Here is a 23,649-nt window from a genome sequence, read left to right as displayed (position 1 = left end):
GCCACCACGCGACGTCGTCCGTATGCACGACCGCGGCGTGCGACACCGCCCCGGCGAGCCGATCCGCGAACGACGTCTTGCCGCCCGCGCTGCGCCCGTCGACGGCGACGATCGCTGGCCGACCGTCCTTCGGCCCGGCGGCATCGAGCACGAGCGCTGCGAACGCGCTCAGCTCGACGACGCGCCATGAACCAGCCTGTGGCTCCCCCACACCGAGTGCTCCCATCGTCAAAAGCGTCCCAGCCGGATCGAGGGCGCGCGATCCAGGGTCCGGGCCCGGGGCCGTCGCCGCCCCACCCGCGCCTGGTCTGGTAGCGGCTCAGCAACACGCCGCCGGGGAACGTCCGGGTCTCCACCAGGCTCAGGTGCACCCAGTCGTCCAGGGCCGTGAAGCACGGCGCCCCGCTGCTGAGCAGGACCGGATGGGTGACGAGCGCGTACTGGTCGATCAGCCCCGCCCGCATCGCCGCGGACCAGGCGGGCGTTCCGGTCGACCGCGCTGATCGTCGAGGAGAACACGACCTTCGGCATGTCCCGCCAGCGGCGGGCGAACTCGATGTGCGCCGGGGGTGACGTCCGGCTGCTGGTCGGCGGTCGGCCAGTGCGAGCTCATGCCCTCCCGCAGCTTGCGCCCGCACAGCGCCAGGCCTGTCGCCGCGACGCGGTCGGACCATCACTGGAACAGCTCGTCGCTCGACACGCTCCAGGCGAGGTCGTCGCCGGGTGCGGCGATGTAGCCGTCCAGGCTCAAGTTGATGCCGCAGGTCAGTCTTCGCATGGCGTCAAGCTCCGAGCGTCGGGGTGCGGCGTGAAGACGAAGGCGGCGTGCGAACGGCGGTCCGGCCCGTGGCGGGCCGGACCCGGTCTCTGCTAGGCCACGGCAGCGGTGTGGGCTCGCTCGCTCACACCCGCTTCCGGCGCTGCGCGCTGCCAGCGCAGCACGAACCCGCGGTCGTGATCGCCGGCGTTGCGGGCGAGGCAGACCACCAGCTCGCCGCCGAGCATCCCGAACGCGGTCGCCGTGGCGTCCCGTCCCGAGCCCCAGTCGACGCCCTCGACCGCGAACTCGACCAGCTCGTGGGCCTCCACGTCGTATACGCCGTAGAAGGCCTCCCCGTGATCGCCGGCCGTCCGGGTCACGCCCACGGCGGTCGCGCCGTTGACCGGCCCGAACGCGATGTCGGTCGCGCCCCGCCCGTCGCCCCAGTCCCCGCCGCCGCTGACCATCGGCTCGAAGGTGGCGGCGCTCGCGTCGAACGAGTAGACGAAGAAGCGCTCGTGGTCGCCCGCGTTGCGGGTCACGCCCACGACCTGCTGGCCGCCGATGACACCGAAGGCGATCGACGTCGCTTCGCGGCTCGCGCCCCAGTCGGCGCCACCCGCGCCGAGCGTGATGAGATACGGCGCCTCGTAGCGGTAGATCTCGAAGCGGGCGCCGCCGCCCTGGCTGCGCGTGACGCCGACGACCGGCTGGTCGTCCAGCAGCCCCAGCGCGACCGCGGTCGCGTCCCGTCCGTCGCCCCAGTCGCTGCCGGCGTTCGTGAGCTCGACGAACGCGTTCGCGCTTGCGTCCCAGGCGTAGACGATCACTCGCGCGCCGTCGCCGGTGCGCGACACCGCGAGCACGTCCTGCTGTCCCCACCGGCCGAAGGCGAGCCCCGTGACCGCGTGGCCGTCCCCCCACTCCTCGCCGCCGCTCGTGCGCCGTACCAGCGCGCTGCCGTCGTAGGTGTACACCTCGAAGCGCGCACCGTCGCCGGCGTCGCGGCCCACCGCCATCACCTGCTCGCTGCCGAGCGCGCCGAACGCGACGGCGGTCGCGCCCCGGCCGGAGCCCCACCCGGATCCGCCCGCGGCCAGCTCGACGATCTCGTCCGCCCGCTCGCCGTAGATGAAAAAGCGCGCGCCGTCACCCGCGTTGCGCGTGAGCCCCACGACCGCCTGGTGGTCGAGCTGCCCGACGGCGACGTCGGTCGCGCCGCGGCCGGAGCCCCACTGGGTCCCGAGGCGCGCGGCCACCTCCAGGCGCGTGAAATAGCCGTTGTCGCCGTCGTCGTCCCAGGCGTTCTGCAGGTGCGGGCCGCGCGGCGAGTCGCTGTCGCGGCCGTAGCGGCCCTCGAACTTCAGCCACTCGGCCAGGTACGGCTCGCCGCTCGTCATCACGTCGGCGCCGATCGCCGCCACGACGGCGCGGCCGGGCCCGAAGTCCAAGCCGCCCAGGGCCAGGTCGTCGATCCACCCGAACCAGTTCCACACGCGCCGGTTGAGGCCGCCGACCTCGTAGCTGGCGTGTGAGTGGTAGGACGAGTACACGATGGGGTGCGTCGTCCCCGGCACCAGCGCGTACCGCCCCGGCTCCGGCGCGGGCGCCGGCTTGACCATCCACGCGCCTTCCGCGGCGCCGTGCGCGGCGAAGAAGATGGCCTGAAGCGTCAGCGCCCCGGCCTCGTCGGCGAGGCGCACCGTCACGTGTTCCCAGTCGCCCTCGTGCTGGCCACCGAGCCCTTTGCGGGACGGGCCGAAGAACCCGCCCATGCCGCCGCTGTAGGGGTACAGCACCCAGTACTGGAGATCGACGCAATTCAGGATCCCGGGGCTGGGGCGCACGTGCACGTAGCAGACCGCGGACGCCACGTCGCCGCGCCGCGCGGCGTCGTCACGCACGGTCAAGTAGAACTGCGCGCCCGGGTGCGAGGCTACGTCGGCGACCTTCAGCACGTCCTGCGGGTCGGCGGGCAGGCGGAAGGTGGGGTCCTTGCGGTCGAGCAGCCAGCACCGCTCGATGTACCAGTCGACCGATGCCGGCTGGAACTGGTCCTTCCAGAACTCGTGGTCCCACTTGCTGGAGGTGAGGCGTACGACAGGGCTGTATTGGGCGGCCACTGCCTCCCATTCGGCGAGCGTCTTGCGCACAGCAGGCCTCCGATCGCTTGGTTGGCTCCACGCTCGCACGCCACCCGAGCCTGGTTCGCCTCTTTTCGTCGACGAGAGACTCGCGCCGCGAGCCGTGTTGATTTCCTTGAATATTGGGGAGTATCCGCAAGGTCAGCGTGCGAACCGCGACGCTGAGACGGCCGTCAGAACACCGTTGTCTTCCTCGGCAGGCCGGTGCGGTCGATGTCGACGGCGACCGCGCCCGTCTTGGCGTTGATGGCCAGCGAAGTGGAGGCAAAGCACTGCAGCTCGTTACCCAGGGCCGCTTTCATCGCATCCAGGTAGGTGGCGTTGCTGGCGACGATCTGCGAGGCGAGGTAGAGCTTCGCACCCGGACCGAGCTCACGCTCGACGTCCTTGGCCAATGACTTGGTCTCGGCGATGACATCGTCCGGCGTGGCGTGCTTGACGTAGGCCGTTCGACCGTTCCAGCCCGCGAGGATGAGACAGGCCCCGGCGCCGCCGCTCCACAGCACGAACTGCGGATCCGTCGCCTCGGCACGGTCCTCGTGCCACATCGGCACGCAGGGCTTGACCACCTCGACGGCCGGCTTGCCCTCGAACCACGCCGTGATCGGCTGCGTGGCCTTCGGCGCGCCGACCAGCGGCGACGAGCCGAACCGGGGCGGCGCGTTCGCACTCGCGAGCGCGAGGGCGAGAGCCTCAGGGACCGAGCGGGCCTTGGCCAGCGCCTGATCGAGCGCGGTCTCGTAGTTCGGCGGGAGCTTGGCCCCTTCCGCGAGTGAGAGCTTGTCGGCGAGCGCGCGCCGCAGTTCAGCCTCGAGCGCCGCCACGCGTTGCCGCTCGACTTCGAAGCGCGCCTTCGCGTCCTCGAGATCGACGGCCGCCTTGGTGATGCTCGACACGCATTCGCGGTAGCGCCGGGGAACCGCGCCGATCGAGTCGGCCTTGAACAGGTCGCAGACGTGTTCGCGGAACCGCTGCCCATCCTGGTCGTTCAGCGCCCGCGCGAGTGTCCTGCCCGGTGCCCGGGCGGCGGCCGCCCCAGGGGCCAGGAGCCGGGCGACGGCGTGGTTGCCCGCCGCCTGCTGCAGCGCGAGCAGCGGTGCCACGCCGCCGTCGCGCTGCCGGCGCCGCTGGACCGCGGCGGACCCCGGGCGTACGTCGTCACGGACGTTGGGATTGAGCCGCTCGAACATGCGGAGAGCTCCGAGTCGGGGGGTGGACCGGCGCACGGACCGGTCGGGATCGGCGCGAGCCTACGGTGCTGCCGGGCCGCGCGAGCGTCCACGGGGGCGCGGCCTCGCCGGCGGACGCCGGCCCGGGCAGCCCCCGCCGGATGTAAGTGGCGGCTACACGCGCAATCCGAACCGCTCAGCGCGCGGCGGGCCGGTCCGCGCCCGAACGCCCGCTGGCGCGAGGCGATGGGTAAGCCCGGTCCGACGGCTGACAGCGTCAGTCCGCGTCGGCCCCGGAACGACCGCGGGCGGCCTGCGTGCACAGGCCGCCCGGGTCGGGAGGAGAGCCGCGGAGAAGGAGAGCCGCGGCTACTGCGTCGTCTACGGCGTCGTAGTCGACAGGGTGAACGTCAGCGTCTTGGCGTACGTGCCACGACGCAACTCGTCCGTCTCATTGATCGACTGCTGGAAGTCGATCGTCGCCGTGTCCTTGCCCACCGGGCCGGCGTAGTTCAACAGCGTCGTCGGCGTGGAGCCGATGGGGGCGAAGGCGCCGCCGCCCGTGCCGCGCGCGCTCGTCGCCTTGACCTGGACCGCCCGCGGGAGGGCGAACTGGCCGTTGACGAGCTTGCCCGCATGGGTGGTGCCAGGGTCGTGGACCGAGAGCGTGGCGTTCTCCGCGCTCGAGGTCACGGTGGCCAAGGCCTGCGCCGTGTACAGCTGGGTCACGCCCGGGGCGAACGTGCCGAACGTCGGCGGCGTGGCGATCGAGAGCGAGAGCACCCCCGGCACGTCGCCGGAGAGCTGCACGTCCTCGTCGACGGACTGGCCGCCGCCGCTGGGCGCGATCGTGAAGGCCACGCTCCCGACCGTGCCGACGTTGCCGGCCTGGTCGGTCGCGCGGTGCTCGAGCGTGTGCGCCCCGTTGCCGGAGACGCTCACCGGCGCGGTGTACGGCGACCATGCCCCACCGTCGAGGCGGTACTCGAGCTTGTCCAGACCGGACCCCCCGGCCGAGTCGGTCCCGGACACCGTCACGCTCACGGGTCCGGTGTAGGTGCCGCCGGCGCCCGGCGTGGCCGGGTTCAGCGCGACCGAGGACGACGGCGCGGTCTTGTCGACCTTGACCGTGACCGTCTTCTCGGCCTCGACGTTGCCCGCCGCGTCCGTGGAGCGGTAGGTCACCGTCGTGGTGCCCTCCGGCAGCGTGACCGGCGCGGAGTATGCCTGATAGGCGCCCGTGCCGAGCTTGTACTGCGTCGTGGCGCCGCTCTCGGTCGCGAGCGTGAGGACGGCGTCGGACTTGTACCAGCCGTTGGCGCCGTCCGGAGCGGCGGGCGCCACCGACGAGGTGGTCGTCGGCGCCTGCTCGTCCGGCGCGCCCGCGGTGATCCGCACGTAGTCGAACACGGCGTTGTCACGCGTGGTGACGGTGGCGTTCGAGTCGTTGGCGTAGATGCCGAGCTTCGGGCTCGGGCCGGCCGCCGACAGCGGCGTGTCGGTCCCGAAGCGCGCCCAGTTGGCATCGCCGTCGAAGCGGTACCACGCGCGCAGCGTCGTCCCGTCGGACACGATCCGGAGGTTGACCGTGGTCGGCCGGGAGTTGATGTTGACCGTGTTGTCGAAGCCGCCGGTGGCCCCGTTGACCTCGTTGAGGAACTCGAGCGCCCGGCCGCTCGCGTACACGTAGTCGGCCTTGACGTAGTTCTGGTCGTCGGAGTACACGAGCAGGCCGGCCTGCTCGTAGTTCTCGTTCGGGTTGAACGTCAGGCGCGTCTCCATCGTCCAGGGCCCGCTGGGCGCCGGTTGCTGGAGCAGCATGTTGGGGTTGTTGTTCGCACCGTTGCCGAAGAAGTCACCGTGCGCGGCCGGCAGCGTGAGCTTGCCGTCGGCGACGGTGTACCCACCCGGCTCGTGGCGGACGATGCTGTTCCAGCGGCACAGGTTCAGCGTCGAGCCGTCGAACTCGTCGCTGGGCGTCTGCGGCGTCGTGAGCTTGAACCAGTCGACCTTGAAGTCGCGGTTCACCGACGACGCGGACGTCGCGTAGACACCGATCTTCGGCGCCGTGATGCCGGTCAGGTTCGTCGTGGCGCCGTAGTTGGTCCACGTGATCCCGTCCGCCGAGTACGCGGGCTGGATCGTGGTCCCGTTGGACGTCAGCCGCAGGTACCAGGTGGTCGGGAAGGACGCGGCCAGCACGCCCGTCGCCGACCCGAGGGCCGTCGGCGTGTTGGTGAGCTCCTTGAAGGCCTCGAAGCGCCGGCCGCCGCTCCAGACCATCCCGGCCTTGATGAAGTTGGCGTCGTCGCCGTAGACCATCAGGCCGGCGTTGTTGTAGTTGGTGGTCGGGTCCCAGTTGGCCTTGATCGTCGCCGTCCACGGCCCGGACGTCGGCAGCGGCTGGTGCACGATGTTGCGCAGCCCGGTGCCCCCGCCGTGGATGTCGAAGTTCTGCGACGTGATGTTCAGCGACCCGCCGCTCACGTTCATGGCCGTCGGGTCCTCGCGCGTGACGGTCCAGCGGCTCGTGTTCAACGACGTCCCGAGGAAGTCGTCGTCACCCGGGCAGGAGGCCACGGCGGAGGTCGCGTCGATGCGGATCGTCGCCTTCTGGTGCTTGCCGCCCGCGTCGGTCGCGGTCAGCGTCGCGGTGTAGGTGCCGATCGCCGTGTACACGTGCGTGGCGTCCTTGGTGGTCGCGTCCGTGGTGCCGTTGGAGTCGAAGTCCCACGCGTAGGTGAGCGCTCCGCCCTCGGGATCCAGGACGTTGCCGGTGAAGCTGACCGGGAACGGCGCGACGCCGCTCGTCGAGTCCGCCGTGACCGACACCTCAGGGGCGGCGTTGGAGGCCACGCCCTTGCCGGAGAAGGTCATCGAGTCGATCTCGTACAGCGCCGTCGTCGGGCCGCCGCTGCGGGCCGCGACCACCACGTACAGCTTGTGGTCGTTGGCGTCCGGCAGCGTGAGCGTCGCGGACGCGGTCTTATAGACCCCGGCTCCGCCGCTCGCGGTCAGGTCGGCGGTGCCGACGAGCGGGCCCGTCGGGGAGTCCAGGCGGAACTCCGCCAGGCCTCCCGCGCCCGCCGAGGCGTACCGGACCGTCACCTTGTTGATGTTCTTGAGCGAGACCGGCTCGAAGAAGAACGAGTCGCCCACGTCGAGCCCGCCGACCCGCCGGCCACCGTCCGCCGACGTGCTGTCGACGGCCGCCACGCCGGACTGGCCGGTGTAGTGCTCGGCCTGGATCTCCTTCGGGTTCAGGCGCCGCGTCGTGGCGCCCTCCAGCGGCTGGGAGCCCGGCGCGCCGTTGTCGAGGTAGGTCGCCGTGAGCACGAGCGCGATGTTGGCGCTCTTCTCGTGCCCGGACTCCTGCTCGACCTGGATCGTGCCCTCGCAGCCCGTCTTGTTGACGCCCGGGTGCACGTGGGCGTTGCCGCCCTCGTCGTGGAAGATGCCCGGCGAGACGACGACCTTCGAGCAGTCGATGTTCGCGTCCTCCGGGTCGGTGACGGTCACCTTGTAGGCGATCTCGTCGCCCCAGCCGTAGACGCCGCCCTGCGGCAGATCCAGCGTCACCGTCGGGCGCGTGTTGCCCACGGTCACGACGACCGAGGACGAGCTGGACTTGCCGGACGTGTCGGTGACCTTCAGCTGCACGGTGAACGTGCCGGACGTCGTGAAGGTGTGCGCCGGGTTGGCCTGCGTGGACTTGGCCGAGCCGTCGCCGAAGTCCCACTCGTAGGTCAGCGCGTCGCCGTCCGGGTCCTCGGAGCCGGCGCTCGAGAACGTCACCGTCAACGGCGACACGCCCGAGTCCTTGTCCGCGGACGCCTTGGCCAGCGGCGTGCGCGAGCCCTTGACGTAGTCGATCCGGTAGAGGCCGGAGTCCGGGTTGATGCCCGAGCCGGCGTAGTTGAAGTCACGGCCCCACTCGAGCACGTACAGGCGCCCATCCGGGCCCATCTCGATGTCCTGCGGGTGCCGGAAGTCGGCGTTGGGCATGAACTCGCGGATCTCCGCCGGCTTGCCCTCCGCGTTCAGGCGCATCGTGGCGATCCAGTCGCGCGACCAGTCCGCGAAGATCACCTGGTCGTCGTAGAAGGCGGGGAGCCGCGTGTCCGCTCCTGCCTCGGCGTTGTAGTGGTAGATCGGGCCGGCGATCGCGGTGCGGCCGCTGCCCGGCGGGATCCGGGTCGGCGCGTTCGCCCACGGGAAGCCGCCCGGGATGTTGGTCGGATAGCCGTCGCCGCTGCTGTAGGGCCACCACAGCAGCGCACCGGTCGCGCCGGGCGTCTTGGCCAGGCCGGTGTTGTAGGCGGAGGTGTTGTTCGGGCCGCCGGCGCAGTCGAACGTCTCGCCCGCGACCTGCGTGGTGAAGTTCCAGTCGCGGTAGGCCTTGTTGTCGGCGATGCAGTACGGCCAGCCCATGTTGCCCGCCTGGCGGATCTGGTTGAGCTCGTCGTAGCCGCGCGGGCCGCGGTTGGCGTTCTCGCCGCCCGCGTCCGGGCCGACCTCGCCGTTGTAGACCCAGCCCGTCTCCTGGTCGACCTGGATCCGGAACGGGTTGCGGTGCCCCATGGTGTAGATCTCGGGCTTGGTCTTCAGCGGGTCCGAGATGCCCGGCGGGAACAGGTTGCCGTTCGGGATCGAGTACGTCCCGTCCGGCTCGGGCTTGATGCGCAGGATCTTGCCGCGCAGGTCGTTCGTGTTGCCGGAGGTGCGGCGGGCGTCGTAGGCGCGATCGGCGTCCGGGTTGTCGCCCGGGTTGTTGCGCAGGTTGTCGTCGTCGATCGGGTTGTAGCCCTGCGAGGCCGCGTGCTCGGTGTCGTCGCCGGTGGAGATGTGCAGCAGGCCGCCGGGACCGAACGTCATCGAGCCGGCGGAGTGGCAGCAGACGATCCGCTGGTGCGGGATCTTCAGCAGCACCTTCTCGGACGCCATGTCGAGCGTGCCGTCCTCCTTGACCGTGAAGCGCGAGACGTGCTGCTCCTCCGGTGATGGCGCGCTGTAGAACAGGTACATCCACTTGTTGGTGGCGAAGTTCGGGTCCAGCGCGATGCCGAGCAGGCCGTTCTCGTTGCCGCGGTGCACGGGGATCGTGCCCACGACGCGGACGGCGCCGGTGGCGGCGTTGTAGTACTTGACCTTGCCGGCGAGCTCGACGTAGTAGACGTTGCCACCGGGCGCGATGGCGATCTCCATCGGGTTCTCGGTGTTGTCGTCGAGCGTCACCTTGTCGAAGGACGCGTCGGTCGGGATGCCCTCGCGCGGCGCGCCGCAGTCACCGGGAACCAGCCCGGACGCCCACTCGATGGCGCCGACGATGTGCTTCTGGAAGTCGGGCTCCTGCCACGCCGAGCCGTTGTGGCCTAGGGCGGTGTAGAAGCTGCGGCCGCGGTCGTAGTTCGAGCACCACGCGATCGGGTGGTCGTCGGCCTCCGCGCTGCCGTCCTGCTCCTCGTAGGTGCTCTCGTCGAGCTTGGCCAGCGTCTTGACGCCGACCGGCTCCTGCGTGAAGTTGTACCACTCGTCCGTGCGCACCCAGTTGGCGGGAATCCCCTGCGTGGAGGGGTGATTCGGCTCCACCACGTTGACCGTCGCCTGCTGGAACTGCAGCGCGCCGCTCGGGTGGTTGGCGAACAGCGAGCCGCCACGCGCCTCGTTCATCCACTCCCAGTTGCGGTCCGCGTTCGCGGACGCGTGGATGCCGACGAGCCCCTTGCCGCGCTGGTACCAGCGCTCGAACGCCGTCCGCTGCGCGGCGTTGAGGATGTTCTCGCCGTCGGTGTTGAGCATCACGACGACCTCGAAGTCGCGCAGCGCGGCGTCGGTGAACAGGGACGAGTCCTCGCTCAACGTGACGTTGAAGTTCTTCTCGGCGCCCATCGCCTGGATCCCGGTGCGCCCGGCCGCGATCGAATCGGTGTGCCGGAACCCGGTCGTCTTGGAGAAGACGAGCACGTCGTAGCGCGATGACTGGGCCGCCGCCGATGGGGCGGCCACCCCGAGCAATGCGGCGGCCAGCGCCACCGCTCCTCTCAACCTCATGAGTTCCCTCTCTCCTCTTTACGCCGCTTCGGCGAGCGGTTCCACCCCGAGGTAGCGCTTCTGCTGCTCGGGGTCGGACAACAGCTGGCCCGAGGTCGTCTCCGTAGCGATCGACCCGGACACCATCACCACTACACGATCGGCGAGCGCGGTCGCAACGCCGAGGTTCTGCTCGACCACCAGCAGCCCCATACCGGCGGCCGCGAGGTCCTTGATCGTCTCGATCAGCGTCTCGACCACGGTCGGAGCCAGTCCCTCTGACGGCTCGTCCATGATCAACAGCTTCGGGTTGGTGAGCAGCGCCCGGCCGATCGAGAGCATCTCCTGCTCGCCGCCGGACAGCGACGTGCCGGAGACGTGCTTGCGCTCGGCCAGGCGCGGGAACAGCTCGTAGACGCGCTTGGGCGTCCAGGCGGCCTTCGAGGACGCGCCCACGATCTGCAGGTGCTCGTCCACGGTCAGCGACTGGAACAGTCGCCGGCCCTGGGGCACGTAGCCGACTCCCGCCTTGGCGATCTTGTGCGCGGCCTTGCCCTGGATGTCGGCCCCGTCGAGGCGGACCGAGCCCGTCGTGCGGCCGTTGACGCCGAGCGTCCCCGACAGCGCCTTGCACAGCGTCGACTTGCCCATGCCGTTGCGGCCGATCAGCGCGACGGGCTCGGCGCCCATCGTGAGCGACGCGCCTTCGACGACGTGCGCCGTGCCGTAGTAGGCGTGCAGGTCCTCGATGACCAGCAGCGGCTCACTCATGCGAGATCAGCCCCGATCCCAGGTAGAGGTCGTGCACGGTCTGGTTGCCGCGGATCTCCTCCGGCGTGCCCTCCACGATCACCGCGCCGTCGTGCATCATCGTCACCCACTGCGCCACGCGCAGGGCGACGTCCATGTCGTGCTCGATGAGGATCAGCGTGATCGACTCATCCAGCCCGAGCAGCATCTCCGTGAGCTTCACGCGCTCCGCGCGCGAGAGGCCGGCGGCGGGCTCGTCGAGCATCAGCAGCTTCGGCTCGGCGACCAGCGCCATGCCCACCTCGAGCTGGCGCTGCTCACCGTGCGAGAGGTCCATCACGAGGTCGTCGAGCCGGCTGTCGAGGCCGACCTGCGACGCCATCGCGCGCGCCTGCTCGCGCAGGCGACCGTCCTTGGACGAGGGCACCATCCGCAGGTGCCCCGCGCCCACGCCCAGCGCGCCGAGGAACAGGTTGTCCTCGACGCTCAGCCCAGCGAACAGCCGCGACGTCTGGAACGTCCGCGAGAGCCCCATGCGGGCGCGCTTGCGGGCGGGCAGGTTCGTCACGTCGTGGCCGAAGAGCTCGACGCGACCGCTGCTCGGCGGGAACTCCCCCGAGATCAGGTTGAACACCGTCGTCTTGCCGGCCCCGTTGGGGCCGAGCACGGCCCGGCGCTCGCCGGGCCGCACCTCGAGGTCCACGCCGCGCACGGCGTGGACCCCGCCGAACCGGCGATCGATCCCGCTCAAGCGCAGGATCGCCGGTTCGGCTGCTGTTGCTGGGGTCGCCATCACATCACTACTTCTTCGCGAAGCTCACGTCTTCGGCCTTGCCGACCCACGGCGGGGCCTCGCCGGCCTCGCACTTCGGGTTGTCGCGGTCCGGAGCGGGCGTGTCGGCCGAGAAGGCGCCGTTGAAGGTCTGGTCGACCTCGTTCACGCGCGCGAACGTCTGCACGTCCGGCACGCCGTCGCCCGTCGTGTCCTCGACGATCTTCTTCAGGAAGACGTTCGAGACCGCCTGGCGGTTGGAGTCGAGCTTGACGTCGCCCCACGGGGCCTCGTCGCCGGACAGCGTGGTCTTGGCCAGCTCGGCCTGCAGCTTGCTCTGGTCGGCGACGTCGCCGCCGACGGCCTCCAGCGCCTTGATCAGCGCCGTCATGCCGGTGTAGTAGCCGTAGGTGAACACGGACGGGCCGGCGCCGGCGATCTCATCGCCGTAGTTGTCCTTGAGGCCCTGGATGTAGGCCGCGACCTCGGGCGAGTCCGAGTCGGCGGCGGTCATGGCGGAGGTCACGCCGCCCACGAGCGACTTGCCGACCTCCTTGAGCACGAGCGGGTCGTCCCAGAAGACGTTGCCGAGCATGCGCTCGGTGTCCACGCGGCCGCGCTGCTCCTCGTACTGCTTGATGAACGAGATCAGGCCCGAGCCGCCGATGCCGACGTAGAGGCCGTCGACGTCCTCGGGGATCTGGGAGATGTAGGACGAGTAGTCCTCCTCGCCCAGCGGCGCCCACACGCGCTTGGGGATCTGGCCGCCGATGGCGCAGAACTCGGCCACGAAGCCGGCCAGCGAGGTGTACGGGAACGAGTAGTCGTCACCAATGATCGCCGCGTTCTTCCACCCCAGCTCGTTGTAGGCGTAGTCGCCCAGGCCCGCGGACCACTGCGCGCCGTCCGGGTGGAAGCGGAAGAAGTTCGGCGCCTGCACCTTCAGCGTCGAGTCCTGCGCGCCGGCGATGCCGTTGACGAACGTCTTGTCCGGGTGCTCCTTGGCGTAGTTGGCGACCGCGATGCCCTCGTCGCCGGAGAGCGGGCCGATCAGCACGTCGGCGTCCTCCTGCTCCATCAGGCGGCGCGTCTCCTCGATCGCCTTGTCGGCGGTGTCGTCCGCGCAGCCGTAGCCGACGATCTCCACCGGCTTGCCGGCGATCGTCGCGCCCGTGACGCCGTCGGTCGGCTTCTCGCCGGCCGGCTTGGCGCCCGCGTACTTGATCAGCGCGAGGTTCGCGCCCGAGGCCGTCGGCTCGAAGAACGAGCCGAACGCGCCCTCGCAGTCCGACAGGAAGCCGATCTTGATCGGATCGCCGCCACCGCCGCCCTCCGCGGCCTTGTTCGTGTCGGCGCCCTTGTCGGCGTCATCGTTGCTCTCGGACCCGCAGGCGGCGAACACCGCGCACGCAGCGACCAGCGCGACGTGTGAACGTCTGAACATCCTCTCTCCCCTCTGTGACTATTCGATTGTCTGCGGCACCGGTTTGGGCGCCGGTGCGCGGCGTGGGGTCCGGACCTTCGCCATCAGCGAGTCCCAGATGCCGATCAGGCCGCCTGGGGACGCGAGGACGATGATCAGGAACAGCACGCCGATCAGCGTGTTGAAGCGCGCGGGGCCGAGCACGTTGCCGACTTCCGGCACCCACTCGCGCGAGTAGTTGTCGATCAGCGCGTAGGTGAGCGCGCCGACCCACGCTCCCTCGAGCCGGTACAGACCGCCGATGACGGCCACGATCAGGACGTCGATCGTCTGCGCCAGGTTGATCGAACCCGGCGTGATGCGGGTGTTGTAGAAGACCGACAGCACGCCGGCGACCCCGGCGACGAAGGCGGCGACGCCGAACGCCAGCGTGCGGTGCCGGGTCACGTCGAAGCCGAGCGCGCGCATGCGGGCCGGTTCGTCGCGCACGCCCTGCATGCCGAGGCCGAACGCGGTCCGCGAGAGCGCGCCGAGGCCGAGGAAGACCAGGACCGCGACCACGAGCGTCAGGAAGTAGCGCGGCACCGGGTCGGTCTCGGGCGAGCCGACCACGCCCGGCAGGTCCACGCTGTTGATGCCGCCGAAGCCCGAGAGCCCGGTGACCTGGCTGAAGAAGTAGTAGACGAGCACGCTGAACGCGAGCGTGATCATCAGGAAGTAGATGCCTTCGCTGCGGGCCGCGATCCAGCCGAAGCCGAGCCCGACGACCGTGGCGATGACGAGCGCGCCGATCAGCGCCAGGTAGGGGTTCCAGGCCGCGCCCGCGCCACCGTCGGCGAGCACCAGGTTCGCGTAGGCCATGCCCGCGATCCCGTAGATGCCGACCTGGCCGAGCGAGACCATCCCGGCGTACGCCGCGAGGAAGATCAGGCTCGCGGCCGCGATGCCGAGCCACAGCGCCTTGGTCAGGATCGAGTTCAGGAAGAAGTCGCTGACCAGCAGCGGCGCGATCGCGGCCAGCGCGACGACGACGATCAGCGCCGGCCACGAGAACCGCTTCGTCGAGACGATGGGGTTCATGCGGGCCTCCCGAACAGGCCGAGCGGCCGCACGGCGAGCACGCCCACGAGCAGCGCGAACGTCACGATGATCGAGTAGTTGGTGAGATCGACGTCGCCGAAGACGAGGTAGACGTCCGCGTACGCGTCCACGAGGCCGAGCGCGAGCGCGCCGATGGCGGCGCCGCCCAGCGACCCCATCCCGCCGATGATCACGACGATCAGCGAGTTCAGCAGGAACGCCGTGTCCTGGCCGGGCGCGAGCGAAATCATCGTCCCGCCCAGCACGCCGCCGATGCCCGCGAGCATCGCGCCCAGGAAGAACATCCCGATGAAGACGCGGTTGACGTTGATGCCGAGCGCGGAGACCATGTCGCGGTCGTCGACGCCGGCGCGCACGATCTTGCCGAAGCGCGTGCGCTTGATGATCAGGTACAGGCCGAGGCCGATGATCAGCGCCGCGGCCAGCACGACCACGCCGCGGAAGAAGCCGAAGCGCACGTCGCCCGGGAGCGTGATGCTGGTGGGCCACGCGGAAGGCGCCGCGATGTCCTTGGAGATGCCGCCCCAGTAGGCGAGCATCTGGTCGGCCAGGATCACGCTCAGCGCGATCGTGATCAGCGCCTGGCGCAGGTCCTGCCCCTGGTTCCAGCGCAGGAACACCTGCTGCAGGACCACCCCGAGGACGCCGATGATCAGCGTCGCCAGCACGAGCGGGACGAACCAGGCGAAGACGCTGTACTCGGTGTCGGAGGCGCCGCTGAGCGAGAGGCCCAGACCGGAGCCCTCGTCCTCGAACCAGCGCGTCTGGATCTCCAGCGCGATGTAGCCGCCGAGCAGGTACAGCGCGCCGTGCGCCATGTTGACGACGCGCATCAGGCCGAAGATCAGCGTGAACCCGCTCGCGACCACGAAGTACAGCGCCGCGAGCGTGAGCCCGTTGAGCGTCACGGTGACGAACTGGTTCATCGCCGGACCTCGAAGTCGTAGGTCGTCGTCGCCCGCCACGTCTGCCCCGGCCGCAGCACCGCGGTCGGGAAGTGCGGCTGGTTGGGCGAGTCCGGGAAGCGCTGGGGCTCGAGCGCGACCCCCGTGTGCGTGTAGACCTGCAGCCCCGGCTCGGTCGTGCTGAGGCGCAGCACGCGGCCGGAGGCGGGATCGCGCAGCACCGCCGCAAGCCCCTGGGCGTTGAGCACCCAGTTGTGGTCGTACTCGCGCTCGAGCCGCCGCGCGACCCGGAAGTCCATCTCGGTGCCCGCGACCCAGGCGATCTCACCCGTCGGGATCAACTGGGCGTCGACCGGCGTATAGCGGTCGGCGAGGATCTGCAGGACCGGGACGCCGTCCCCGAGCCGCCAGTAGCTGTGCGTCGTGAGCGACACGACCGTCGGCGCGTCCGTGGTCGCCTCGAAGTCGAGCTTGAGCTGGTTGCGCCGCGGCGCGAGCGTGTAGGTGACGTGCGCGGTGACCGTGCCGGGGAAGCCGTGCTCGCCGTCCGGGCTGACGTGGGTCAACCGGACGCCGTCGCGGACGGGCTCGGCCGCCCACAGCGCGCGGTCGAACTCGTCGCCGCCGTGCAGGCAGTTGGGCCCGTCGTTGGCCGTCAGCTCGTGCTCGACGCCGTCGAGCGTGAAGCGCGCGCCGGCGATCCGGTTCGCGTAGCGCCCGATCAGCGCGCCCATGTACCGCGGCACCGCGTGCTCGTAGTCGGCGACGTCGTCGTGGCCGAGCGCGACGTTGAAGCCGTCGGGCAGCCGCACCGTCTGCAGGATCCCGCCGTACGTGAGCACGGACACCGACATGCCGAGCTGGTTGGTCAGCTCGACCCGCTCCGCCGCCTTTGTGGCCGGCATGCTCATCAGCCCGCGACGGCCTCCGGCCGCAGGGTGAACTCGGGCAGGCGCACGAGCTCGCCGCCCTTGAGCGCGGACTCGTGCGCGCACAGGCCGACGCACGTCCAGTTGGCCGAGCGGCGGGCGTCCGGGAACGGGGCCCGGGCTTCGGTGAGCGCGGACACGAACTCGTGCACGAGGTGCGGGTGCGAGCCGCCATGGCCCGCGCCCTGGGTGAAGGAGAGATGCGTCTCCTCGTCGTCGTAGACGCCCTTGGTGGTGAAGCGCTGGATCGGCTCCGGCAGGCGGTGCGCGAAGTCCGGCACGTCGATCTCCTGCGGGATCTCGGGCTCGGGCTTCTTGGCCGTGTGCAGCACGTGCTTGCCGCCCTCGATCAGCGTCCATTCGAACGCCTGCTTGGAGCCGTAGACGTCGATGCTCTCGCGGTACTGGCGCGCGACGTCGAACAGGCTGCGGTAGATGCGCGCCGAGACGTCGGAGTCCTGCAGCTTGATGTGCGCGGACTCGACCGCGAACGGCGAGCCGTAGTGCTCGATCAGCTCGTCGCGGATCGTGCCCGAGCCGAAGCAGGAGACGACCTCGGCGGTCGCATCCGTGAGCGCCAGCATCGGCCCCACGCAATGCGTCGCGTACCACATCGGCGGCAGCCCGGGCCAGTAGTCGGGCCACCCGTCCATGTCCTGCATGTGGCTGGCCTGCAGGAACTGCAGCTTGCCGAGCTCGCCCGTGTCGTAGAGCTCCTTGATGTACAGGTACTCGCGGGCGTAGACGACCGTCTCCATCATCATGTACTTCAGGCCGGTCCGCTCGACCGCGTCGACGATCCTCTGGCAGTCCTCGATGGACGTCGCCATCGGCACGGTGCACGCCACGTGCTTGCCGGCCTCCAGCGCCTCGAGCGTCATCCACGCGTGGTCGGGGATCGGCGAGTTGATGTGGACCGCGTCGATGTCCGGGTCCTTGAGCAGCTCGCGGTAGTCCGTGTAGCGCTTGTCGACGCCGAAGTGGTCGCCCACCTCGTCGAGGCCCGCCCGATCGCGGCGGCAGATCGCCGCCAGCTCCGCGTCCGGGTGCTGCTGGTAGATCGGGATGAACTCGGCGCCGAAGCCGAGCCCGATCATCGCCACTCGAATCACAGGGTCTCCTCGTCTCAGGCCGCGACGGCGGGGGTCAGCGACTCGCGCAGGAACGCGGCGCCGCGCTTGGCGAGCTCGTCGCTCGGGGCGTCGAGGGGACGCCACAGGGACACGGCCTTCGCGATCTCCTTCAGCTCAGGGGTGAAGGACTCGATCACCAGCGGGCCGTCGAAGTCGATGTCGCGGAGCGCGCCGAAGAGGTCGCTCCACGGGATGTGGCCGGTGCCGGGCGTGCCGCGGTCGTTCTCGCACGTGTGCACCTGGAGGAGCCGATCGCCGACGAGGCGCACCGCGTCGCCGATCGACTTCTCGTCGATGTTCATGTGGAACGTGTCCAGCAGCACGCCGAGCTGCGGCGAGCCGACCTCGTCGAGCAGCTCGAGCACCTGCTCGGCCGTGTTGATCAGGTCCGTCTCGAAGCGGTTGAGCGGCTCGACGGCGAGCTTGACGTCGCGTTGCGCCGCGTACTCGGCCACGCGCTTGAGACTCTCCGCCGCGAGCGCGCGCTGAGCGGCGCGCTCGTGCGGCTCGAGCATGCGCGTCTTGCCCACGGCCGAGTACATCGGGCCGACGAAGTGCGGCGCGCCGAGTTCGGCGGCCAAGTCCACGCAGGCCTTGACGTAGTCGATTCCCGTCGCGCGGATCCCGGCGTCCTCGTGCGACAGATCACGATCGGGGCCGAACGCGCCGCAGACCGTGAAGGTCACGCCGGCCCGCTCACCGGCGTCGCGCAACCGCGTGCCCGTGATCAGACCCGGCTCCTCCACCGCGATCTCCAACACGTCGAAGCCGAATTCCTTGGCTCGGCCAACCAAACCGAGCTGCTCGTCCCCGAACGGGGACGTCCAAATCCATGTCGATGCCCCCAAGGGGTTCATCGAGTCTCCTCTCCTCGCTCTTTGGCGAACCCTACCAATTAACGGCGAGCGTGCAACTCTTTTTGTGGATCGCCGAGATAATCCATTTGGAATGCACGGACCGGCGACGCATACAGCGCGCGGTGACGGCGTGTGACGCGGCGGATTAGGCGGCGGCCGAGTCAGCCACGAAGGCGTCGATCGCCTCGGGCTGGAGCGTGTGCTCGATCACCGTGAGCGCGGCGCCCCGCAGGCCGGCGTCGTCGCCGTGCGGGGGTCGCGCGAGCGAGACGGCGCGGGCGGAGGCCGGGAGCGCCGTCTTGTAGATCGCTTCCTGCATGCCGGCGAGGAACTGGTCGCCGGTGTCCACGAGGTAGCCCCAGACGGCGATCACGTCCGGGTTGAGCAGGTTGATGGCGGCGGCCATGACCTCGCCGATCTGGCGGCCGGCGGCGCGGACGGCCTGGACGGCCTCGAGCACGCCGCGGTCGGCGAGCTCGGACACCTCGCGCGCGCTGTGGACGTCGAAGCCCTGCTCGTTGAGCTGGGCCGCGAGCGCCATGCCGCTGGCGACGGTGTTAAGACAGCCGGTGCTACCACAGGTGCAGGGTGCGTCCTCGCCGGCGACCTTGGTGTGACCGACCTCGCCCAGCAAGCCGGTCGCGCCGCGCACCACCTGGCCGTCGATGATCAGCCCGCACGCGATCACCGTGCCGACCTTCAGGCACAGGAACACGCGCGCGTCGGGCCAACTCGTGCGGTGCTCGCCGAGCGCGAGGAAGTTCACGTCGCGGTCGACCAGCACCGGGCACTCGAAGCGCGCGCGCAGGCGGTCGGCGAGCGGGAAGGCGCGCCAGGACACGGCCGTGCCGGCGATCTCGAGGTCGCCCGCGAGCCCGATGCCCATGCCGTACAGGCGCCCGGCCTGCTTGCCGAGGTCGCTGAGCGCCTCGCTGAAGTGCGCGTCGAGGACGCGCAGCAACTCCTCCGGCCCCTTGGAGACGTCGAGGTCCACCTTGCGGTACCAGAGCACCTCGGCGGCCAGGTCGGTCACGGCCATCAGCACGCCGCTCATGCCGACCTGCGCGGCCAGCGTCACGCCGGCGGAGGCGTTGAAGGCGAGCCGGCTGGCGGGGCGCCCGCGGGCGCCGCTCGTCTCCCCCACGGTGACGATCAGCCCGTGCTGGAAGAGCACCTCGAGACGCTCGGTGACAGTAGAGCGGGCGACGCCCATCTCGGCCGCCAGGTCGGCCGTCGTCTCGGCTCCGCCGCGTCGCAGCAGATCGAGGACCTCACCGGTCCGCGCCAGCCGAAGTGTCGACGGAACTGCCACAGCGCCGACCACTATACGTCGTCCACGGCTGGCGTTAACTTGCATCGCCGGTATATTTACGTTGCTTGTCGACGAAATTGGGGAGAGGCGCTGGATGCAGTTCACGCGGCAGCAGGTGATTAGTCGCCTGCAGAGCCAAATCGAGCGAAAGCAGGCCATCGTGTGCGCCGGCGCGGGCACGGGGATCTCCGCGAAGTTCATCGAGCGCGGTGGGGCCGATCTCGTGATCGTCTACAACTCCGGCCGCTTCCGCATGGCCGGGCACAGCTCCATGTGCGGCCTGCTCGCGTTGGGGGACGCGAACGCGATCGTGATGGAGATGGGCGAGCGCGAGATCCTGCCCGTGGTCAAGCGCACGCCGGTGATCGCGGGCGTCAACGGCACCGACCCCACGCGGGTGATGCGCCGCTTCCTCGGCCAGGTCATCGAGGCGGGCTTCTCGGGCGTGAACAACTTCCCGACCGTGGGCCTGTTCGACGGCCGTATCCGGCGCGAGCTCGAGGCCTCCGACCTCGGCTTCGCGCGCGAGGTCGCGATGATCGGCACCGCGCACGAGCTCGGGCTGTTCACGATCGTCTACGTCTTCAACCCGCAGGAGGCGGCGGCGATGGCGGCGGCGGGCGCGGACGCCGTGATCGCCCACATGGGCCTGACCGTCGGCGGCAGCATCGGCATGAGCGCCGAGGAGGCGATGTCGCTGGACGTCGCGTGCGAGCAGGTGCAGGACATCGGCGCGACCGCGGTGGCGCAGAACCCCGACGTGCTGGTGCTCTGCCACGGCGGGCCGATCGCGACCCCCGAAGACGCGGCCTACGTGATGAGCCGGACGGGCGCAGTCGGGTTCGTGGGCGCGTCGAGCGTCGAGCGGCTGCCGGTCGAGCAGGCGCTCTCGGAGACCACCGAGCAGTTCAAGTCGATCCCGATCGGGCTCACGCAGTCAACGCCTTGAAGCGGCGCATGTTGTCCGTGAGCGCCTGCTCGACGGGCAGGCGCTCGGTGGACGAAGCGCCGAAGAAGCCGACCACGCCCTCGGTGTGGTCGAGCACGTACTGCGCGTCCTCGGGCTCGGCGAGCGGGCCGCCGTGGCAGAGGACGATCACGTCGGGGTTGACCTTGACCGCCGCGTCGCGCATCGCCTGGATCTCGGTCACGCACTGCTCGAGCGGCTTGGCCGTGCGCGCGCCGATCGCGCCGTTGGTGGTCAGGCCCATGTGCGGGACGAGCACGTCGGCGCCGGCGGCCGCCATCGCCTCGGCCTGCTCGGGATCGAAGACGTAGGGCGCGGTCAGCAGGCCCATCGCGGCGGCGGTGCGGATCATCTCGACCTCGAGCGCGTAGCCCATTCCCGTCTCCTCCAGGTTGGCCCGGAAGGTGCCGTCGATCAGGCCGACGGTCGGGAAGTTCTGCACGCCGGCGAACCCCTCGTCCTCGAGCTGGGCGAGAAAGCGGCGCATGTCGCGGAACGGGTCGGTCCCGCACACACCGGCGAGCACGGGCGTGTCGCCCGCCACGGGCAAGACCTCGCGCGCCATCTCGAGCACGATCGCGTTGGCGTCGCCGTAGGGCATCATCCCGGCGAGCGAGCCGCGGCCCGCCATCCGGTAGCGGCCGGAGTTGTAGATGATGATCAGGTCCGCGCCGCCGTCCTGCGCGCACTTGGCCGACAGGCCCGTGCCCGCGCCGGAGCCGATGATCACGCCGCCGTGCTCGAGGGTCGCCTTCAGCCGCGCCCGGGCCTGGTCGCCCGTCACAGCTGCGCGGCGAGTCTGTCGGCCATCGCCTCCGCGAACGCCGGGTCGTTGACGCTGCAGTCCATCTCGATCACCTCGACGTCGCCGGCGGCCGGGCGCAGCGCGTCGAACAGCGCCGCGTCGGCCTCCGGATCGTGGAACGGCTGCCCGGGTGCGTCGAGCAGCGACAGGCCTTGCAAAGGGACGAACAGCGCGGTCGGCCCGGTGGCCCGCGCGAGCTTGCGCGCGATCCTGCGCCCGAGCTCCGCGCACTCCTCGGGCGTGGTGCGCATGAGCGTCACGGACGGGTTGTGCTCGCACAGGACGCGGTGCTCGAACTGCGACGGCACCGTGCTGCGCGCGCCGAAGTTGACCATGTCCAGCGCGCCCAGCGAGACCACCTGCGGGAGCCCGTGGCGGCCCGCCGCCTCCAGCCGGTCCGGGCCGGCGGTGAGGACGCCGCCCACGAGATCGTCGGCGAGCTCCGTGGTGGTCACATCGAGGACGCCGGCCAGGAAGCCCGACTCCACCAGCGCCTCCATGGCGCGTCCGCCGGTACCGGTGGCGTGGAACACGAGCACCTCGTACCCGCGCTGCTCGAGCCGCTTGCGCGCATGATCCACGCACGGCGTCGTGACGCCGAACATCGTCGCCCCGATGAGCGGCTTGTGGTCCTGTGGCTCGAGCGGCGGCGCGCCCACCATCCCCGCCATCGCGCCCGCGGCGTTGGCCAGGATCTGCGCCGAGATCGAGTTCAACCCCGCGATGTCGGTGACCGACGCCATCAGCGTGACGTCGGTCCCGCCGACGTAGTCGCGGCAGTCGCCGGCGGACATCGTCGAGACCATCAGCTTCGGCACGCCGACCGGCAGCGCGCGCATCGCCGCGGTCGCGATCGCGGTGTTGCCCGAGCCGCCCGCGCCGAGCACGCCGTCGAGCTCGCCCGCGTCGTAGAGCCGCCGCGCGAGCCGCGCCGCGCCGTCCGCCATCGCGCGCACCGCGGCGCCGCGCTCGTCGTGCACGTCGCCGATCTCCTCGCGCGCGATGTCCGGCTCGACCGTGGGCGGCCCGCCGGTGCCCACGTCCGCCAGGAGCACGTCCACCCCGCTCTGCCGCAACCGCGAGCGCAGGAACGCGAGCTCTTCGCCTTTGGTGTCGAGGGTGCCGATCAGCAGGACGGCCACGGTGCGCGCACTCTACGCGGTGAAGCGCAGCGCACCGTCGTCGAGCTTGCCGTGGCGCAGGGTGACGACGTCCTGCGCGTAGTTCATGCCCAGCCGCCACGGGGCCTTCGCGCCCGCCTGAGGGAACAGGTGGAGGCTGCGCTGGACGTAGCCGGCCTCGAAGTCGAGCAGCGGCTTGCGGGGCACGCCGCCGTCGTCGACCGGCACGCAGGTGGTGTAGCCGCCCTCGCGCATGTGGGCGAGCACGCGGCACGTGAACTCCGCGACGAGATCGGCTTTGAGCGTCCAGGACGCGTTCGTGTAGCCGATCGTGAACACGAAGTTCGGCACGTCGGAGAGCATCATGCCCTTGTAGGCGAGGTGGTCGGGCAGGTGGACCGGCTGGCCGTCGACGGTGAGCGCGATCCCGCCGAAGGCCTGCAGGTTGAGGCCGGTGGCGGTCACGATGACGTCGGCTTCGAGGTGCTGCCCGGAGGCGAGCTGGATGCCGGTGGGCGTGAAGCGCTCGACCCGGTCGGTGACGATCGACGCTTGTTCTTTGCGCAGCGCGCGGAACAGGTCACCGTCGGGCACCAGGCACAGGCGCTGGTCCCACGGACCGTAGGTCGGGTTGAAGTGGGTGTCGACGGGATAGCCGGGCGGCACGCGCGCGATAACGCCCTTGCGGATCACCTTGCGCATCAAGGTCGGGAAGCGCTGGGAGAGCTGGTAGACGAGCGTCGAGACCGCGACGTTCTTCCAGCGGGTCACCTGGTAACCGCGGCGGTCGCCGAGCAGCTTGCGCAGCTTGAGCGCGAGCTTGTCCTTGGACGGCAGCGAGAGGATGTACGTGGGTGAGCGCTGCAGCATCGTCACGTGCGCGGCCTTGTCGGCCATCGCGGGGACGATCGTCACCGCGGTGGCGCCTGAGCCGATCACGACGATCCGCTTGCCCGTGTAGTCGAAGTCCTCAGGCCAGAACTGCGGGTGGATGATCTCGCCGGTGAACGCCTCGCGGTCGGCGAACGACGGCAGGTAGCCCTCGTCGTAGCGGTAATAGCCGCCGCACACGTACAGGAAAGAGCAGCTGAGCGGCTCCTGGCCTTCGATCGTCAGCGTCCAGCGCCCGTCCGCCCACGCGGCGTCCGTGACCTTGTGGTTGAAGCGGATGTGCCGGTCGACTCCGGTCTCGCGCGCGGTCTCGCGCACGTACTCGAGGATCGACGGGCCGTCCGCCAGCGCCTTCTCGTCCGTCCAGGGCTTGAAGCGGTACCCGAGCGTTTGCATGTCCGAGTCCGAGCGCACGCCCGGATAGCGGAACAGGTCCCACGTGCCGCCGATCGCGTCGCGCGCCTCGAGCAGCGCGAACGACAGGTCCGGCAGCCGGTCCTGCAGATGGCGGGCGGCGCCGATCCCGCTCAGACCGGCGCCCACGATCACGACGTCGACGTGCTCCACGCGTGGATTGTGG

Annotated in this window: 16 protein-coding genes and 2 pseudogenes; 1 reads left to right on the top strand and 17 read right to left on the bottom strand. The window is 70.4% G+C overall.

Annotation, left to right across the window (positions count from 1 at the left end; all coding sequences use genetic code 11):
- The 14 genes and pseudogenes from OJ962_RS29745 to OJ962_RS29685 all read right to left on the bottom strand — a co-directional run.
- A pseudogene (locus tag OJ962_RS29745) lies at positions 1-226 on the bottom strand (hypothetical protein); the annotation flags it as partial.
- A gap of 73 nt (positions 227-299) precedes the next feature.
- Positions 300-778 (bottom strand): annotated as a pseudogene (locus tag OJ962_RS34555) (dihydrofolate reductase family protein); the annotation flags it as partial.
- 92 nt (positions 779-870) lie between these two features.
- The gene (locus OJ962_RS29740; RefSeq protein ID WP_202958000.1) at positions 871-2,913 is read right to left on the bottom strand and encodes a Vps62-related protein; all 2,043 of its coding nucleotides are present in this window, start codon (positions 2,911-2,913) and stop codon (positions 871-873) included.
- A gap of 164 nt (positions 2,914-3,077) precedes the next feature.
- Positions 3,078-4,094, bottom strand: coding sequence for a hypothetical protein (locus OJ962_RS29735; RefSeq protein ID WP_270006798.1), 1,017 nt, complete (start codon positions 4,092-4,094; stop codon positions 3,078-3,080).
- 360 nt (positions 4,095-4,454) lie between these two features.
- Positions 4,455-10,124 carry a ThuA domain-containing protein gene (locus OJ962_RS29730; RefSeq protein WP_202957998.1) on the bottom strand — a complete coding sequence of 1,890 codons (5,670 nt, stop codon included), beginning with the start codon at positions 10,122-10,124 and terminating at the stop codon, positions 4,455-4,457.
- 18 nt (positions 10,125-10,142) lie between these two features.
- Positions 10,143-10,874, bottom strand: coding sequence for an ABC transporter ATP-binding protein (locus OJ962_RS29725; RefSeq protein ID WP_202957997.1), 732 nt, complete (start codon positions 10,872-10,874; stop codon positions 10,143-10,145).
- Entirely contained in the window at positions 10,867-11,646 is a 780-nt protein-coding gene (locus OJ962_RS29720; protein WP_202958013.1) for an ABC transporter ATP-binding protein, read from the bottom strand. Before OJ962_RS29720 ends, OJ962_RS29725 begins: the two co-directional genes overlap by 8 nt.
- 7 nt (positions 11,647-11,653) lie before the next feature.
- Positions 11,654-13,069, bottom strand: a complete 1,416-nt coding sequence (locus OJ962_RS29715; protein WP_202957996.1) for an ABC transporter substrate-binding protein — start codon at positions 13,067-13,069, stop codon at positions 11,654-11,656.
- A gap of 18 nt (positions 13,070-13,087) precedes the next feature.
- Positions 13,088-14,128: a branched-chain amino acid ABC transporter permease gene (locus tag OJ962_RS29710; protein ID WP_202957995.1), complete on the bottom strand. Its 1,041-nt coding sequence runs from the start codon at positions 14,126-14,128 to the stop codon at positions 13,088-13,090.
- Complete coding sequence (locus OJ962_RS29705; protein WP_202957994.1) at positions 14,125-15,075, bottom strand: branched-chain amino acid ABC transporter permease; 951 nt, start codon at positions 15,073-15,075, stop codon at positions 14,125-14,127. The genes OJ962_RS29710 and OJ962_RS29705 overlap by 4 nt, the downstream gene beginning before the upstream one ends.
- On the bottom strand, positions 15,072-15,959 hold the full coding sequence (locus OJ962_RS29700; protein WP_202957993.1) for an aldose epimerase family protein: 888 nt from the start codon (positions 15,957-15,959) through the stop codon (positions 15,072-15,074). The genes OJ962_RS29705 and OJ962_RS29700 overlap by 4 nt, the downstream gene beginning before the upstream one ends.
- A gap of 5 nt (positions 15,960-15,964) precedes the next feature.
- Positions 15,965-17,080, bottom strand: a complete 1,116-nt coding sequence (locus tag OJ962_RS29695) for a Gfo/Idh/MocA family protein (RefSeq protein ID WP_238932535.1) — start codon at positions 17,078-17,080, stop codon at positions 15,965-15,967.
- Between the two features lie 29 nt (positions 17,081-17,109).
- Positions 17,110-17,910 (bottom strand): sugar phosphate isomerase/epimerase family protein, encoded by an 801-nt coding sequence (locus OJ962_RS29690; RefSeq protein ID WP_202957991.1) that lies wholly within the window; start codon positions 17,908-17,910, stop codon positions 17,110-17,112.
- A gap of 208 nt (positions 17,911-18,118) precedes the next feature.
- A complete protein-coding gene (locus OJ962_RS29685) occupies positions 18,119-19,285 on the bottom strand; it encodes an ROK family transcriptional regulator (RefSeq protein WP_202957990.1) in 1,167 nt (388 codons plus the stop codon).
- Between the two features lie 94 nt (positions 19,286-19,379).
- Here OJ962_RS29685 and OJ962_RS29680 point away from each other — a divergent pair, with 94 nt between their 5' ends.
- Positions 19,380-20,234, top strand: coding sequence for a phosphoenolpyruvate hydrolase family protein (locus OJ962_RS29680; protein WP_202957989.1), 855 nt, complete (start codon positions 19,380-19,382; stop codon positions 20,232-20,234).
- On the opposite strand, the gene OJ962_RS29675 is transcribed toward OJ962_RS29680, so the two are convergent.
- From OJ962_RS29675 to OJ962_RS29665, 3 genes are read right to left on the bottom strand one after another with little or no spacing between them, the layout of a single operon-like run.
- Positions 20,215-21,036 (bottom strand): phosphoenolpyruvate hydrolase family protein, encoded by an 822-nt coding sequence (locus tag OJ962_RS29675; protein WP_202957988.1) that lies wholly within the window; start codon positions 21,034-21,036, stop codon positions 20,215-20,217. The genes OJ962_RS29680 and OJ962_RS29675 overlap by 20 nt on opposite strands.
- Positions 21,033-22,199: a Tm-1-like ATP-binding domain-containing protein gene (locus OJ962_RS29670; RefSeq protein WP_202957987.1), complete on the bottom strand. Its 1,167-nt coding sequence runs from the start codon at positions 22,197-22,199 to the stop codon at positions 21,033-21,035. Before OJ962_RS29670 ends, OJ962_RS29675 begins: the two co-directional genes overlap by 4 nt.
- Before the next feature lie 12 nt (positions 22,200-22,211).
- Entirely contained in the window at positions 22,212-23,636 is a 1,425-nt protein-coding gene (locus OJ962_RS29665) for a flavin-containing monooxygenase (RefSeq protein ID WP_202957986.1), read from the bottom strand.
- Positions 23,637-23,649: the final 13 nt, after the last annotated feature.

The organism is Solirubrobacter deserti (assembly GCF_027587175.1).
Lineage (GTDB): Bacteria > Actinomycetota > Thermoleophilia > Solirubrobacterales > Solirubrobacteraceae > Solirubrobacter > Solirubrobacter deserti.
This window is presented reverse-complemented; position numbering and strand designations above follow the sequence as displayed.